The 13560-nt window shown below is 75.4% G+C and carries 15 protein-coding genes; 6 read left to right on the forward strand and 9 right to left on the reverse strand.

Going from position 1 to position 13560, the window contains the following annotated elements:
* The first annotated feature begins 15 nt into the window (after positions 1–15).
* The 4 genes from GD970_RS03405 to GD970_RS03420 all read left to right on the forward strand — a co-directional run bounded on the left by GD970_RS03405 (position 16) and on the right by GD970_RS03420 (position 3402).
* A complete protein-coding gene (locus GD970_RS03405) occupies positions 16–699 on the forward strand; it encodes a hypothetical protein (protein WP_152200800.1) in 684 nt (227 codons plus the stop codon).
* Between the two features lie 212 nt (positions 700–911).
* On the forward strand, positions 912–1619 hold the full coding sequence (gene deoD / locus GD970_RS03410) for a purine-nucleoside phosphorylase (protein ID WP_152200802.1): 708 nt from the start codon (positions 912–914) through the stop codon (positions 1617–1619).
* A gap of 319 nt (positions 1620–1938) precedes the next feature.
* On the forward strand, positions 1939–2559 hold the full coding sequence (locus tag GD970_RS03415; RefSeq protein ID WP_226925127.1) for a hypothetical protein: 621 nt from the start codon (positions 1939–1941) through the stop codon (positions 2557–2559).
* A gap of 294 nt (positions 2560–2853) precedes the next feature.
* The gene (locus tag GD970_RS03420; RefSeq protein WP_170297254.1) at positions 2854–3402 is read left to right on the forward strand and encodes a TetR/AcrR family transcriptional regulator; all 549 of its coding nucleotides are present in this window, start codon (positions 2854–2856) and stop codon (positions 3400–3402) included.
* Between the two features lie 44 nt (positions 3403–3446).
* On the opposite strand, the gene GD970_RS03425 is transcribed toward GD970_RS03420, so the two are convergent.
* The 4 genes from GD970_RS03425 to GD970_RS03440 are packed head-to-tail and all read right to left on the reverse strand — an operon-like array spanning position 3447 to position 6082.
* Positions 3447–4292, reverse strand: a complete 846-nt coding sequence (locus tag GD970_RS03425; RefSeq protein ID WP_152201054.1) for a DNA-3-methyladenine glycosylase family protein — start codon at positions 4290–4292, stop codon at positions 3447–3449.
* A 53-nt stretch (positions 4293–4345) separates the two neighbouring features.
* On the reverse strand, positions 4346–4990 hold the full coding sequence (locus tag GD970_RS03430) for a DNA-3-methyladenine glycosylase I (RefSeq protein WP_152200807.1): 645 nt from the start codon (positions 4988–4990) through the stop codon (positions 4346–4348).
* 31 nt (positions 4991–5021) lie between these two features.
* Entirely contained in the window at positions 5022–5621 is a 600-nt protein-coding gene (locus GD970_RS03435; protein WP_152200810.1) for a methylated-DNA--[protein]-cysteine S-methyltransferase, read from the reverse strand.
* Entirely contained in the window at positions 5618–6082 is a 465-nt protein-coding gene (locus GD970_RS03440) for an RNA polymerase sigma factor (RefSeq protein WP_152200812.1), read from the reverse strand. The genes GD970_RS03435 and GD970_RS03440 overlap by 4 nt, the downstream gene beginning before the upstream one ends.
* 154 nt (positions 6083–6236) lie before the next feature.
* Between GD970_RS03440 and GD970_RS03445 the strand changes: the two genes are divergently transcribed.
* Positions 6237–7046 carry an alpha/beta fold hydrolase gene (locus tag GD970_RS03445; protein WP_152200815.1) on the forward strand — a complete coding sequence of 270 codons (810 nt, stop codon included), beginning with the start codon at positions 6237–6239 and terminating at the stop codon, positions 7044–7046.
* 23 nt (positions 7047–7069) lie between these two features.
* Here GD970_RS03445 and GD970_RS03450 read toward each other — a convergent pair whose 3' ends face one another.
* Positions 7070–8722: an MFS transporter gene (locus tag GD970_RS03450; protein WP_152200817.1), complete on the reverse strand. Its 1653-nt coding sequence runs from the start codon at positions 8720–8722 to the stop codon at positions 7070–7072.
* A gap of 159 nt (positions 8723–8881) precedes the next feature.
* On the opposite strand from GD970_RS03450, the gene GD970_RS03455 reads away from it, so the two are divergent.
* Positions 8882–9724, forward strand: coding sequence for a PhzF family phenazine biosynthesis protein (locus tag GD970_RS03455; RefSeq protein ID WP_226925129.1), 843 nt, complete (start codon positions 8882–8884; stop codon positions 9722–9724).
* Positions 9725–9750: 26 nt separating this feature from the next.
* Here GD970_RS03455 and GD970_RS03460 read toward each other — a convergent pair whose 3' ends face one another.
* The 4 genes from GD970_RS03460 to GD970_RS03475 are packed head-to-tail and all read right to left on the reverse strand — an operon-like array spanning position 9751 to position 13451.
* The gene (locus tag GD970_RS03460; protein ID WP_226925130.1) at positions 9751–10860 is read right to left on the reverse strand and encodes a HoxN/HupN/NixA family nickel/cobalt transporter; all 1110 of its coding nucleotides are present in this window, start codon (positions 10858–10860) and stop codon (positions 9751–9753) included.
* Between the two features lie 27 nt (positions 10861–10887).
* A complete protein-coding gene (locus GD970_RS03465) occupies positions 10888–11706 on the reverse strand; it encodes a sulfite exporter TauE/SafE family protein (protein WP_152200822.1) in 819 nt (272 codons plus the stop codon).
* Positions 11707–11723: 17 nt separating this feature from the next.
* Positions 11724–13103, reverse strand: coding sequence for an MBL fold metallo-hydrolase (locus GD970_RS03470; protein ID WP_152200824.1), 1380 nt, complete (start codon positions 13101–13103; stop codon positions 11724–11726).
* A gap of 27 nt (positions 13104–13130) precedes the next feature.
* Positions 13131–13451: a rhodanese-like domain-containing protein gene (locus GD970_RS03475; protein ID WP_152200827.1), complete on the reverse strand. Its 321-nt coding sequence runs from the start codon at positions 13449–13451 to the stop codon at positions 13131–13133.
* Between the last annotated feature and the right edge of the window lie 109 nt (positions 13452–13560).

Below are 13560 nucleotides of genomic sequence, written 5' to 3' on the forward strand. Positions count from 1 at the left end.
GCGAGTGAGGTCGACATGCGAAGCGACCAGACTGACTTCCTTCCCGTTCTCGGCCGGGGCAAGCACCGCAGCCCGCGCCGTGGCGCGTGCTTCATGGAGATGGCATCTGTGCTGGCCGGGGAGCGGTGGAGCGACCACCCGGCGTGCACGCATCCGTTGCTCGCGCACCTCGCGCGGCTGGTCAACGACTTCACCAGCGACGCCGCGCGGCAGCGGCTCGCCCCGCTGGTGCCCTCGGTGATCGGGCTCAAGAGCAACGACCGGCGCTGGGACCACGAGATCGCCCTGCTCGTGGCCACCCGGGCGCTGCCGTACGCCTCGGCGCTGCGCCGGCCCACCGTGGCCGTCGGCATCCTCGCCTGCGAGCGGCTCCTCGCCCTCAACGAGGGCCGGGCCGTGGGGTCGCTGCGCCCCGGCAGCGAGCACGCGCTCGGGCACGACCCGGCCGCGGCCGGGTGGGCGCAGGAGTTCGCCCGCCAGATGGGTCCCGACCACGTCACCCGTCACCCGGGGCCGGCGATCCTCGAGTACGCCGTCCCGGCGATCGCCCACTCCCGCGGCGCCGACGCGGACCGGATCCTCTACGAGCTCCTCACCGACGCCATCGCCCTGTGCGAGGCCATGGCGGCCGAGGAGGCCCGCGCGGCGGAGCCGGCACCGGCCCCGGCGAGCGAGGAGCGCGCCCCGGTCACGCAGTAGCGACCCCGGCGCCCGGCGCCATCGACGGCCCGGCGGAGCCCCGGCTCCGCCGGGCCGTGGCGCGCCCGCGGTCGTGGGCTGCCCGCCGTGGGGCCCGCGGTGGCGTGCCCCGGCGCACCCGCCCCGACGTGGGACGATGGTCGGCGCCGCGCGTGCGGCACCCCCTCCGCGCGGTCCTGCGGGCCGCCGGCGCACCCGACCGAAGGAGCCCCATGGCCACCCCGCACATCGCCGCCGAGAAGGGCGACTTCGCCCCCGCCGTCCTCATGCCCGGGGACCCGCGACGCGCCGAGCGCATCGCGAACCTGCTCATGCCCGACGCGCGGAAGGTCTCGGACGTGCGCGGGATCGGCGCCTACACCGGCACCGTGGACGGCAAGCCGCTGTCCGTCATGGCCTCCGGCATGGGCATGCCGTCCATCGGCATCTACGCCAACGAGCTCTTCGGTCAGTACGACGTCCGGCGCATCATCCGGGTGGGCACCGCCGGCGGCCTGGCGCACAAGGTCAAGGTGGGCGACGTCGTCGTCGCCCTCGGCGCGCACACCGACTCGGCGATGAACACCAGCCGGATCCCCGGGATCCACTTCTCTGCGGTCGCCTCCTACCCGCTGGTGGCCGCGGCGGTCGCGGCCGCCGGGGACGCCACGAACGTCCACGTCGCGCCGGTGGTCTCGCGCGACCACTTCTACGGCAACCCGGCCGAGCAGATCCAGGCCCTCGCGGACTACGGCACGCTGGCGGTGGAGATGGAGGCCTCGGCCCTGTACGCCATCGCCGCCCAGTACGACCGCGAGGCGCTGGCCGTCCTGACGATCTCCGACCACCTGCTCGACCACTCCCGGGACATGAGCGCCCAGGAGCGCGAGGAGAACTTCGAGCGGGCCCTGGGCCTCGCCGTCGCCGCCGCGCACTGCTGACGGCTCCGCCGACCCGCCGGGCGGCCCGAGCGGCCCGGCGGGTCGGCACGGCGTCGAACTCGCGGCCGGCCTGGCCCGAAGGCAGGCCCCGACCTCACCGGAGTCAAGGCAACACCCCGGGTGACGCCCGATTTCCCCCCTTCAACTCGGCGTCACCCGTTGCACGGCCCGGGCGCCAGGCGCAGACTTGACGGGGTCAGGAGCGCATCACCCCAGTGCCGAGGCCGGTGAGATCGTGATGATGAGGACCGATCAGCCAGACATGCTCCCGATGCTCTCCCGAGGGAAGCACCGGAACCCACGACGCGGCGCGTGCTTCATGGAGCTGGCGTCCTTCCTCGCCGGCGAGCGGTGGAGCGACCGCCCGGCGTGCACGCATCCGCTTCTGGCGCATCTGGCGCGGCTGGTCAACGACTGCACGTCCGACCGGTCGCGCCCGAAGCTCGCCCCGCTCATCCCCTCGGTGATCGGCCTGACGAGCAAGGACCCGCGCTGGAACCACGAGATCGCCCTGCTCACCGCGATCACGGCGCTGCCGGTGGTGGCCGAGGAGACCCAGCGGGCGCTGGCCGTGGGCATCCTCAGCGTGGACCGCATGCTCGCCGACGGCGACGGTCGGGAGCCGGGCACCCTGCGGCCGGAGACCGAGCGGGCCCTGGCCGACGTGCCGCTGGCGGCACGGTGGGCGCGCGACTTCATCGCCCACGGCGTCATCGGCCCGGTGCGCTACCACCCCGGACCGGTCATCCTCGACTTCGCGGTGCCGGGCATCGCGACGGCGTGCGTCGGCGACGCGGACGACCGCCTGCGTGAGCTGCTCACCGCCGCGATCTCCCTGTGCCGGGAGCTGGCCCGGGCGGAGCGGGGCACGACGGCGGACGCGCCGGCCGAGCTGCGGCCCGAGCAATGGCTGCTCGTGGTCTCCCCCGCCGCGCACTGACCGATCCCGACGAACAGGGCAGGCCGGTGGCCTGCCCTGTTCGCCTGCCACCCCGTCGACGCTCCACCCCGCCCCGTCGCCCGCTCCGCGCCCCCGCCCCGAACATTCATCGTCGAATGTCGCCGTGATGTCGCCCCCGGCCCGGTGTCCCGCAGGTAGCCTCCAGGCAACCCGTCGAGGAAAGGGACCTGACTGATGTCGCAGCAGCAGACGCCCGCGCCTGAGCAGCCTCCCGTCCGGCGGGGGCCGGGGCGCCCGCGGCACGCGGACACCGAGGCCCGCGCGTACCGTGCCGTGCTCGAGCTGTTCGGACAGAAGGGCTGGTCCGGCCTGAGCCTCGACGGCGTCGCCACCCACGCCGGCATCGGCAAGTCCTCGATCTACCTGCGCTGGAAGGACAAGCGCGACCTGCTCATGGACGCTTTGCACGACCTCGAGGAACACCTGGTCGTGCCCGAGGAGACCGACGACGTCGCCATCCGCGACTACCTCATCGCCCACGCCGTCGCCCGCGCCGAGCTGTACATGGGCGAGCACGGGCGCGCCCTGACCCACCTGTACTCCGCCGCCCAGGCCAACCCGGACGAGTTCGACGACATCCGCCAGCGTCGCATCAGCCGAGGGCTGCTTGCCCTGCGCGACCGGATCGAGCAGGCCTGCCAGCGCGGTGAGCTGCCCTCGCAGACCCCGGTGGACCACCTGCTGGACGCGATCGAGGGCGCGGTGCTCGTCCACGTGCTGTTCCCCTCCCCGAAGACCGCCGAGGAGCTGCGGGCCGGGATCCAGGACTACGTGAGCACCCTGGTCGACGTCCAGCTGCGCGGGGTGGGCGCCGCAGCCTGAGCCACGCCGCCCTGCGCCCTGCCGGAGGACCCGGCACGGCACGGTCAGAGGTAGGCCTGGGCCGTCCACAGGTGCGTGACCGCGTAGGCCCGCAGCGGCCGCCAGCGCTCGGCCTGCCCGACGACGTCCGCCGCGGGCGGGTTCCCCAGCGCCCGCCGCAGCACGAGGTCCGTGGCGGGCAAGGCGTCCCGGTCCCCCAGCGCCCGCAGGGCGAGGTAGTCCGCGGTCCACGGGCCGATGCCCGGGAGGGCGAGGAGGCGCCGGCGCACCTCCGCCGGGTCCTGTCCGGGCCGCAGGTCGAGGCCGTCGGCACAAGCCACGGCCAGGGCGATCAGGGTCCGGGCGCGGGCGCCGGTGATCCCCACCGCCGCCCGCAGCTCCTCGGGGGCGGCCGCGGCGATCACCGCCGGGCGCGGGAAGGCGCGCAGGCCCAGCGGCGCAGGTCCGCCGTAGGCGGCGACGAGCCGGCCGGCGAAGGTCCGGGCGGCGGCGAGCGAGACCTGCTGCCCCAGGACCGTCACGGCCGCGGCCTCGAAGCCGTCCACGTGCCCCAGCACCCGCAGCCCGGGCCGGGCGGCGACGAGCGGGCCGAGCAGCGGGTCGGCCCCGAGGACGGCGGCGACCGCGGCCGGGTCGGCGTCCAGGTCCAGCCAGCGGCGCACCAGGGCGACCACCGCGGCCTCGTCGGCGGGGTGGGCGTGGACGGTGGCGTCGACGTGCTCCGCGGTCAGGTGGACCGCGACGACGGCGGGCCCGTGCGGCGCCGGCACGCTGCGGGTGTGCCGCGCCGCTGCCGGGTCCGCCAGCTCCACGCCGGGCACGGCGTGGGCGGCCAGCGCCGCGAGCACGGGGGCGACGGCGAAGGGCGGGCGCAGGGCGAGCCGGAGCACCGGGGCGGGAGCCGGCGCAGCGGCGGCCGTGCCGCCGGTGGCCGGCGTGCCGGTCACCGGCGCGTGCCGTCGGCGGCCCACAGCCCCGAGCTGCCGCGCCGGTGCGAGCCGACGAGGTGGGTGTCGACCATCCCGATCGCCTCCATCAGGGCGAACATGGTGGTCGGCCCGACGAAGGCGAAGCCCCGCCGGCGCAGCTCCCGCGACAGCGCCACCGACTCCTCGCTCGTGGCGGCGATCTCGGCCGGGGTGCGCGGCGCGGGCGTGGTGGCCGGCTGGAAGGACCACACGAGCGCGGCCAGCCCGCCGTCGGCGCGCAGCGCGATCGTGGCGCGGGCGTTGGTGATGGTGGCCCGGACCTTGGCCCGGTTGCGGATGATCCGGGCGTCGCCGAGCAGGCGGGCGACGTCGTCGTCGTCGAAGCGGGCGACCTCGTCGGGGTCGAAGCCGCGGAAGACCTCACGCAGGGCGGGGCGCTTGCGCAGCACGGTCGCCCAGGACAGCCCCGCCTGGAACCCCTCCAGGCAGATCCGCTCGAACACGCCCTGCTCGTCGCGCACCGGCAGGCCCCACTCGGTGTCGTAGTAGGCGCGCAGGAGCGGGTCGGTGGCCGCCCAGGCGGGCCGGGCGAGGCCGTCCGGCCCGACGACGACGCCGTCGGGTGCGGCCACGAGGGCGTCGGGTGGGGTCGAGGTCATGCGCCAACCCTGCCAGCACCCTCCGACATGCTCACGCGGCGCCCTCCAGCTGCAGCAGCCAGCGCTTGACCGCCGGGCCGCCCAGGTACCCGCCGAGGGCGCCGTCCGAGCGGAGCACCCGGTGGCAGGGCAGCACCAGCGGCAGCGGGTTGGTGGCGCAGGCGGTGCCGACCGCCCGCACGGCCCTGGGCCGGCCGGTGGCCGCGGCGACCTCGGCGTAGCTGGCGGTGCGCCCGAAGGGGATGCGGGGCAGCTCGTCGAGGACCTCGCGGCGGAACCCGGCGGCCAGGCGCAGGTCGATCGGGAGGTCGAAGCTGCGGCGCCGCCCGGCGAAGTACTCCTCGAGCTGCCGGGCGGCGTCGTCGAGCCGGGCGGGGGCGTGGAGGACACGGGGGCTGATGCGCTCGGCGAGGCGGGCCAGCACGGCGTCGTGGTCCTCGCTGGCGAACGCCACCCGCACCAGGCCCCGGTCGGTGGCCGCGAGCAGGAGCGGGCCGACGGGGGTGTCGAGCGTGCGGTAGGCGACGTCGAGGACGCCGGCGGTGGCGGCCGCGGCGACGAGCCGCGCGTGGAGCCGTTCCAGGTCGGCGCCGGTGACGGTGTCCAGCGGGCGCAGCGGGTCGGTGGTCATGGCCGCTCCTCGAGCAGGGTGCGCAGGGTCCGCATGCCGTCCGCGGCGGCGCGGCGGGCGGCGGCCGCCGACCCGCCCACGAGGGCGGCGACGTCGGCGTAGGGCAGTCCGACGAGGTGGTGGTAGGCGATGGCCTCGCGCTGGCGGGTGGTCAGCGCGCGCAGGGCGCGCCACAGGTCCTCGTCGGCGGGCTGGTGCCCGTCGGTGGCGGTCTCCGGCAGCTCGGCCACCGGCAGGGCGCGGCGGCGGCGGGCGCGGAGCTGGTCGAGCGCCTTGCGCCGCGCGATGGTCACGAGCCAGGCCTCGACGTTGGCGTCCGCGGGCAGCTCGGGGTAGGCGCGCAGCGCGGCGAGGAACGTCTCCGACCAGGCGTCGTCGGCGTCGGTGGGCCCGAGCAGCGCGCGGCACACGCGCAGCACGGTGGGGCCGTGCTCGTCGACGACGCGCTCGAAGGGCTTCACGCTGGGTAGACGTCCCGGGAGGTGAGGTTGTGAGGTCTCGACCCTAGACCGCCGGCGTCCGGGCCGGTCCGGGCCCCGCCGGAGAAGGTGTTGACCGCGCCGCGGGCGCGTCCGCACCCTAGAGGTAGCCGGGCGAGCGCAGGGAGGCGGCACCGTGGACACCGTGGTCTCCAGGGACGGCACGGTCATCGCGTACGAGCGCAGCGGCGAGGGGCCGGCGGTGGTCCTGGTCGGCGGGGCGCTGAGCAGCCGCGAGGCCGCCGCGCCGCTGGCGCAGCGGCTGGCCGGCCCCGTCGCCGCCGTCAGCTACGACCGGCGCGGCCGCGGGGACAGCGGGGACACCGACCCCTACGCGGTGGCTCGCGAGGTGGAGGACCTCGCGGCGGTGGTGGAGGCGGTCGGCGGGAGCGCCCGGGTGCTGGGATACTCCTCGGGCGCCGCCCTCGCGCTCGAGGCGGCCGCGGAGGGCGTCGCGATCACGCACCTGGCGCTGTACGAGCCGCCGTACATCGTCGACGAGTCCCGTCCGCCCGTGCCGGCCGACTACCTCGACCGCCTGACCGAGCTGCTGCGGGCCGGCCGCCGTGGTGACGCCGTCGCCCTCTTCCTCACCGAGGCTGCGGCGATGCCGGTCGAGGAGCTCGACCACCTGCGCCGCTCGCCGCTGTGGGACGCCCAGGAGGCCCTCGCGCACACCCTGCCCTACGACGCGACGATCATGGCGGAGAGCACCCGCGGGGACACCTTCCCGCCGCGGCTGTTCGGCAACGTCCACGTGCGCACGCTGGTCCTCGACGGCGGGGCGAGCCCGGCGTGGATGCACCGGGCCGCCCAGGCGGTCGCCGACGCGCTGCCGCTCGGGCAGCGCCGCACGCTCGAGGGCCAGACGCACCGCGTCGACCCCGAGGTGCTCGCGCCGGTGCTGCTCGACTTCTTCACCGCCGACGAGGCGCTCGGCTCCTGAGCGGCAGGGCGGCGGGCCGCCCGTCAGTCCGCCGAGGCGGCCTCGGACGACGACTCCGGCGCGCCGGCCACGCCCGTCCGGCTGTCCTGCGCCTGGTAGGCCGCCAGCAGCTCCCGCTCCCGCTGGCGGCGGGGGAACATGAAGTAGACGAGCACCGCGCCGAGGAGGATCGCGCCCGCACCGGCGGCGTAGGCCCAGTCGTCGCCCTGGAGGAAGGACTGCTTGGCCGCCGCGGTGATCTGGGACGCGTACGCCGGGTACTGCTCGGCGAGCTGCTGGGCGCTGGCGAAGGACTTGGTCAGCGCGGACTGCACCGAGGCCGAGACGGCCTCCCCGCTGCTGGCGAGGGTGGCCGCGAAGGCGCTGGCGTAGCCGGCCGTGAGCAGCGCCCCGAAGATCGACTGCATGATCGCGCCGCCGAGGTCACGCTGGAGGTCGGCGGTCCCGGACGCCATCCCGGCCCGGCTGACCGGGACCGCGCCGGTGAGCGAGTGCGAGGCGGGCGTGCCGGCGAAGCCCACCCCGATGCCGATGAACGCATAGGCGACGGCGACGGTCCCGTAGCTGCTGCCCTCGCCCCAGACGAAGAACATCCAGAGGAAGGCCGCCATGAGGAAGACGTAGCCGGTCAGGAGCGTCGTGCGCGCCCCGCGGGTCTCGACCAGTCGCGCCGAGCGTGGCGCGACCACGACCATGAGGACGACGGCGGGCAGGAACGCGGTCCCGGCCTGCAGGGTGGTGTAGCCGAGCACGTTCTGCAGGTACTGCTGGCTGATGAACATCGAGCCCATGAGCGAGCCGAAGACGATGATGCCCGCGCACGCCGCCACCCAGAAGATCCGGCGCCCGGCGACCGCGAGGTCGTAGAGCGGGTTGGGGGCGCGCCGCTGGCGCAGGAGGAACGCCACGGCCGCGGCCAGGGCCACCACGGCCAGGCCCAGGACGAGCGCGCCCCGGTCCGGAACGGGGGCGAAGTCGATCGCCAGGACCAGGCTCGCGACGAGCACCACCGACAGGATCCCGCCGAGGTTGTCCACCGGGTCGGTGGACTCGTGGGCGTGCGCGGGCACGAGGAACCACGCCAGGACCAGCGCGAGGATCGCCAGCGGCAAGGTGATGAGGAACACCGACCCCCACCAGAACCGCTCCAGGAGGAACCCCGCGGCCATCGCGCCGAGGGACGCGATCGCCCCGCCGAGCGCCGACCACAGCGCGATGGCGCGGGTCCGGGGCGGGCCCGACCAGAGCGCGGCGATGAGCGCCAGGGTCGTCGGGTAGACCATGCCGGCCGCCACCCCGCCGAGGATCCGGGCCACGGCCAGGACGCCGTCGCTGGGCGCGTACGCCGCCAGCAGGCTCGCCGGGATGGACAGCACGAGGCCGACGACCACCATCATCTTGCGGCCGTAGCGGTCGCCGACCGCGCCGAGGTAGAGCACGGACGCGGCGAGTCCTAGCGAGAAGCCCACGGCGATGAGGTTGAGGGCCGTCTGGGAGGAGTCGAAGGCCTTGCCGATGGTGGGCAGGGCGACGTTCGCCACCGACAGGTTCAGGTTCGCGACCGCCGCGACGACGATCAGCGTGGCCAGGACGAGCGGGGCGCGGGCCGGCGCCGTGCCGGCCTCGGCGTGCCCCGTGCGCGACGGCTGGTTGCTGGAACTCGCTGTCGATGCCATGCGGCTCTCCTCCGCTGTGCCGGGGTCTCCACGACAACCCCCGGCACAGTGGCGCGCATCGTCTCGGACGGGTGAATGCCCCCGCCGGCGCCGGCGCCCCGTGGCCGCGGCGGGCGCGCCCAGCACGGGCCGGGCCGCGCGGGTCGCTACCGTGACGGCGTGCGCACCCGCCCGTTCGCCCAGGTCAACGTCTTCTCCACGGATCCGGTGCTCGGCAACCCCGTCGCCGTCGTCGTCGACGGCTCCGGCCTGACCGACGCGGAGATGCGGCGCTTCGCCTCCTGGACCAACCTCTCGGAGACGACGTTCCTCCTCGAGCCCACCACACCGGAGGCGGACTACCGGGTCCGTATCTTCACCCCCACCGGCGAGTACCCGTTCGCCGGGCACCCCACCCTGGGCTCGGCGCATGCCTGGCTCGAGGCGGGAGGACGCCCCCGCGCCGCCGACCGGATCGTCCAGGAGTGCGGCGCGGGCCTGGTGACGGTGCGCGAGGACGGCGGTCGCTGGGCCTTCGCCGGCCCGCCCCTGACCCGCTACGAGCGCCCCGACGACGGCGCCCTGGACCGCGCCGCCGCCGCGCTGCGGATCGACCGCGGCGACGTCCTCGACGCCTCCTGGCTGGTCAACGGGCCCGACTGGCTCGGCCTCCGGCTCGCCTCCGCCGAGCAGGTCCTCGCGATCCGCCCGGACCCGGCCCTGATGGACGGGCTGAAGCTCGGCGTGGTCGGTCCCCTCGACCCCGACCCGGCCGACCCCGCCGCCCCCGCCTTCGAGGTGCGCGCCCTGAAGGGCGCCGGTCAGGAGGACCCGGCGACGGGCAGCCTCAACGCCGGTGTGGCCAGGTGGCTGATGGACACCGGCGTCGCGCCGGAGCGGTACGTCGCGGCGCAGGGCACCGCGCTGGGCCGGGCCGGGCGGGTGCACGTGTGCGCCGCCGACGGCGAGATCTGGGTCGGCGGGGCCACCACCACCGTGGTCGGCGGCACGGTCGCCCTCTGAGGCCTCTTCGCCGCGGCGCGTCCGGGCTACGGACGGCCCTCCGCCGGCCGCCAGCGCTCCTCGAGCCCGCCGAGGCGCCACACGGCCAGGCTCAGCAGCCAGACCCCGACCAGGAGCGCGACCAGGGCGTAGCCGACGCCGGCCAGGTCGAGGCCCCCGGCCCGGCCCAGGACGGCGGCGGCCGGGGTGTGCTCGGCCACGAGCTGGAGCACCACCACCGTGCCGACGCCGAGCGCGGCCACGACGGAGAGCACGGTGACGGTGAGGTTGTAGTAGACCTTGCGCTCCGGGGCGAGGAAGGCCCAGCCGTAGGCGCGGGCCATGAGGACGCCGTCGGCGGCGTCGAACAGGCTCATGCCGGCGGCGAAGAGCACCGGCAGGACGAGGATCGCGTACCAGGGCAGCGTCAGCGCCGCGGTGCCGCCGGCGAGGACGAGCAGCGCCACCTGCGTGGCGGTGTCGAACCCGAGCCCCATGAGCAGCCCCACCGGGTACACGTGCCACGGCTTGGTCACCCGGCGGGTGAACCGGCCGAGCAGGCGCGCCATGAGGCCGCGGCCGTGCAGCACCCGCTCGAGCTCGCGCTCGTCGAGGGCGCCGCCGCGCATCTCCCGGAAGACCCGGAGGATCGCCCGGACGGAGCCGAGGTTGAGCAGGCCGATGAGGATGAGGAACGTGCCGGCGACGACGGACCCCACCAGGGCGAGGGTCTGCTGGAGGGCCGATCCGCCGTCGGCGACCGGGCCGGCGACCGCGCGCAGCCCCAGGGCAAGGAGGAGCGAGAGCCCGAACACGACGCTGGAGTGCCCCAGGGAGAACCAGAACCCCACGCTCAGCGCGGGACGGTGCTCCCCGACGAGCTTGCGGGTGGTGTTGTCGATCACCGCGATGTGGTCCGCGTCGAAGGCGTGCCGGGCCCCGAGGAGGAACGCGCTCACCCCGAGGCCCACGCCGAAGACGCCCGCGCTGCCGACGGCGAGCCGCTGCGGGGCGACGGCCAGGAGCAGCACGCCCCAGCCGAGGACGTTGAGCAGGAGGACGACGCCGGCCATGCCGGCGAGGGAGCGCCGCTCGGCGCCGCCCCACCGGGCGACGGGCCGCGAGGAGGTTCTCGGGGCGAAGGTGGTCAGGGGCATCTGGGCGGTCCTTCGGATCGTGGCCGGTCAGAAGAGCTGGGGGATGGATCGGGCGGCGGTGTAGAGCGCGACCAGGACGAGCAGCACCGTGAAGGCCAGGTTGAGCCGGTCGGGCCTGACCCGGGCGGTGATGCGCGCCCCGAGCAGCGACCCGACCACCGCGGCGGCGGTGAACGCCCCGATCACGCCCCAGTCGAGGGTGATGTCCTGGCCGAGGCGGGAGACCAGCGAGCTGGCGCTGTTGATGGTGATGACCACCAGGGAGGTGCCCACCGCCACGGGCATGAGCATGCGTAGGGCGAGCACCAGCGCCGGGACGACGGCGAAGCCGCCGCCGACGCCGAAGAACCCGGTGAGCACCCCGACGGCGGCGGCCGTGACCAGCAGCAGGCCGACCGCGCGGCAGTCGCAGCGGAAGGGGCGCAGGGAGAGCATCGGGGTGGTCCGGGCCTCGACGACGACCCGGCCGGCGGCCTCGTCCCGGGCGGCCGCGCGGCGCCGGTGCGTCATCACCGCGGCGACGACGAGCATGAGGCCCGCGAAGGCGACGAGCAGGACGTCCGGGGGCACCGCGGTCGACAGCAGGGACCCGACGACCGCGCCGCCGACGCCGAGGAAGCCGAAGACGACGCCCTGGCCGAGGCGGACGCGGCCCGCGCGCAGGTGCGGGAGCATCCCGATGAGCGTCGTGACGCCGACGATGACGAGGGAGCCGGTCGTCGCGGACCTCGCGTCCAGCCCGAGGAGGTAGACGAGGGCGGGGACGGTGAGGATGGAGCCTCCGCCGCCCAGCGCGCCGAGGGTGAGGCCGACGACGAGGCCGATCGGCAGGGTCAGGGCGAGCACGACGACGGGTCCTCCCCTCAGGCGGAGACCGGGTCGGCCTCGGACACGACCGGCAGCCCGGCGGCCGCCACGCAGCGGTCGAAGCTGTCGTCGATGACGACGACGCGGCGGCCGGTGGCCGCGATCAGCGAGGCGGAGATGGAGGCGCGGTACCCGCTGGCGCAGTGCACCCACACCTCCCCCGCGGGCACCTCGTCCATCCGCTTGACGATGTCGTGGATGGGCAGGTGGACGGCGCCGTCGATGTGCGCCTCGCGCCACTCGCTCACCCGCCGCACGTCGAGGACGGTCACGGTCCGGTGGTGGAGCACCTGGGCGAGGTCGGCGAACGTCGCGGACGGCAGCTGGGCGAGTGGGGCGTCGGTCCACTCCTCCGGGCGGCCGGTGGCCGCCGCGGCCGGGCGGTCGATCCCGATGCGGGACAGCTCGCGCTGGGCCTCGGCGACCTGCTCGGCCGACTCCCCGAGCAGGGTGACCGGGGTGCCCCAGGGGATGAGCCAGCCCAGGTAGGTGGCGAACTGCCCGTCCAGGCCGAAGTTGAACGTGCCCGGCACGTGCCCGGCCGCGAAGGCGGTGCGGGTGCGCAGGTCCACGAGCCACTCCCCCGCCTCCAGGCGGCGTCGCAGCTGGTCCTTGTCCGCCCGCTCCGGCTCGGACAGGTCCGAGGCGGTCGGGCCGGCCGCGTTGGCCGGACCCATGTGCACGTAGTAGGCGGGGTAGGCGTCCAGCCCGGCCAGGACGTCGGCGACGTAGTCGGCCTCGTCCTGGCTCAGCACGGGGTTGACCAGCCGCTCCTGGCCGATGGTCGAGGCGGTGGTGCTCTCGCCGGCGGAGGTGGCCGAGCAGAACGAGCCGAAGCCGTGGGTCGGCATCACCTTCGTGTCCGCGCTCAGCTCGGTGGCCAGCCGGCGGGCCGAGCTGTACTGGTGCCGGACGAGGGCGTGGGTGTGCTCCTCGCCGAGCAGGTCCGGCCGTCCGGTCGAGCCGAAGAGCAGCGAGCCGCCGGAGAACACCGCCGGCTCCTCCCCCTCGAGCACGTACGACAGGTGGGTGAAGGTGTGACCGGGCGTGTGCATCGCCCGCACCCGCATCGTCGGGCCGACCTCGACGACGTCCCCGTCGTGGATCGGGGTGCGCTCGAAGGACACCTCGTCCTCGGCGTTGACGAAGTACGCCGCGCCGGTCTGCCGGGCGAGGGCGAACCCGCCGGTGACGTAGTCGTTGTGGATGTGCGTCTCGAAGACGTGCGTGATGCGCACGCCGGCCCGGTCGGCCGCGTCGAGCACCCGGTCGATGTCGCGCTGCGGGTCGACGACGAAGGCGACCTCGCCGTCGTGCACGAGGTAGCTGCGGTCGCCGAGGGACGGCGTCTCGATGGAGAGGATGGTGGTGGTCACTCGGGTTGGTCCTTCCGGTGAGGGGGATCAGGCGTCGGCGTCCGGGCCGGTGACGACGGGCTTGCCCGCACCGATCCAGCCGCTGGTGCCGCCGCTGACGGAGTAGGCGTCGAAGCCGGCGGCGCGCAGGTACTCGGTGGCGCGCAGGCTGCGGTTGCCGCTGGCGCAGATGACGTAGAGGGGCTGGTTGGACGGCAGGGCGGCGGTGCGCGACGCCACCTCCCCGAGCGGGACGAGCTCGGCGCCGGGAACGTGGCCGCCCACGTACTCGAACGGCTCGCGCACGTCGATGACGAACGCGCCGCCGGCCTTCGCGGCGGCGAACTGGTCGATGGAGACCTCGGTCATGTGTCTTCCTTCCAGGTCGGGACGATACCCAGGGGGGTATTTCGACGGTACAACAGGCCCCGCCCCGCCCGCATTCCCCGTCCCGAGCGAGAGGGCGCGTCCGCACATG

The organism is Georgenia thermotolerans (assembly GCF_009193185.1).
Lineage (GTDB): Bacteria > Actinomycetota > Actinomycetes > Actinomycetales > Actinomycetaceae > Georgenia > Georgenia thermotolerans.

What these genes read in the sequence shown, in the direction of transcription:
- GD970_RS03430 (WP_152200807.1), bottom strand. Translation starts at nt 4,990, where the DNA reads ATGACCTCGACCCCACCCGACGCCCTCGTGGCCGCACCCGACGGCGTC.
- GD970_RS03475 (WP_152200827.1), bottom strand. Translation starts at nt 13,451, where the DNA reads ATGACCGAGGTCTCCATCGACCAGTTCGCCGCCGCGAAGGCCGGCGGC.
- GD970_RS03460 (WP_226925130.1), bottom strand. Translation starts at nt 10,860, where the DNA reads ATGCCCCTGACCACCTTCGCCCCGAGAACCTCCTCGCGGCCCGTCGCC.
- GD970_RS03415 (WP_226925127.1), top strand. Translation starts at nt 1,939, where the DNA reads ATGGAGCTGGCGTCCTTCCTCGCCGGCGAGCGGTGGAGCGACCGCCCG.
- GD970_RS03405 (WP_152200800.1), top strand. Translation starts at nt 16, where the DNA reads ATGCGAAGCGACCAGACTGACTTCCTTCCCGTTCTCGGCCGGGGCAAG.
- deoD (WP_152200802.1), top strand. Translation starts at nt 912, where the DNA reads ATGGCCACCCCGCACATCGCCGCCGAGAAGGGCGACTTCGCCCCCGCC.
- GD970_RS03450 (WP_152200817.1), bottom strand. Translation starts at nt 8,722, where the DNA reads ATGGCATCGACAGCGAGTTCCAGCAACCAGCCGTCGCGCACGGGGCAC.
- GD970_RS03435 (WP_152200810.1), bottom strand. Translation starts at nt 5,621, where the DNA reads ATGACCACCGACCCGCTGCGCCCGCTGGACACCGTCACCGGCGCCGAC.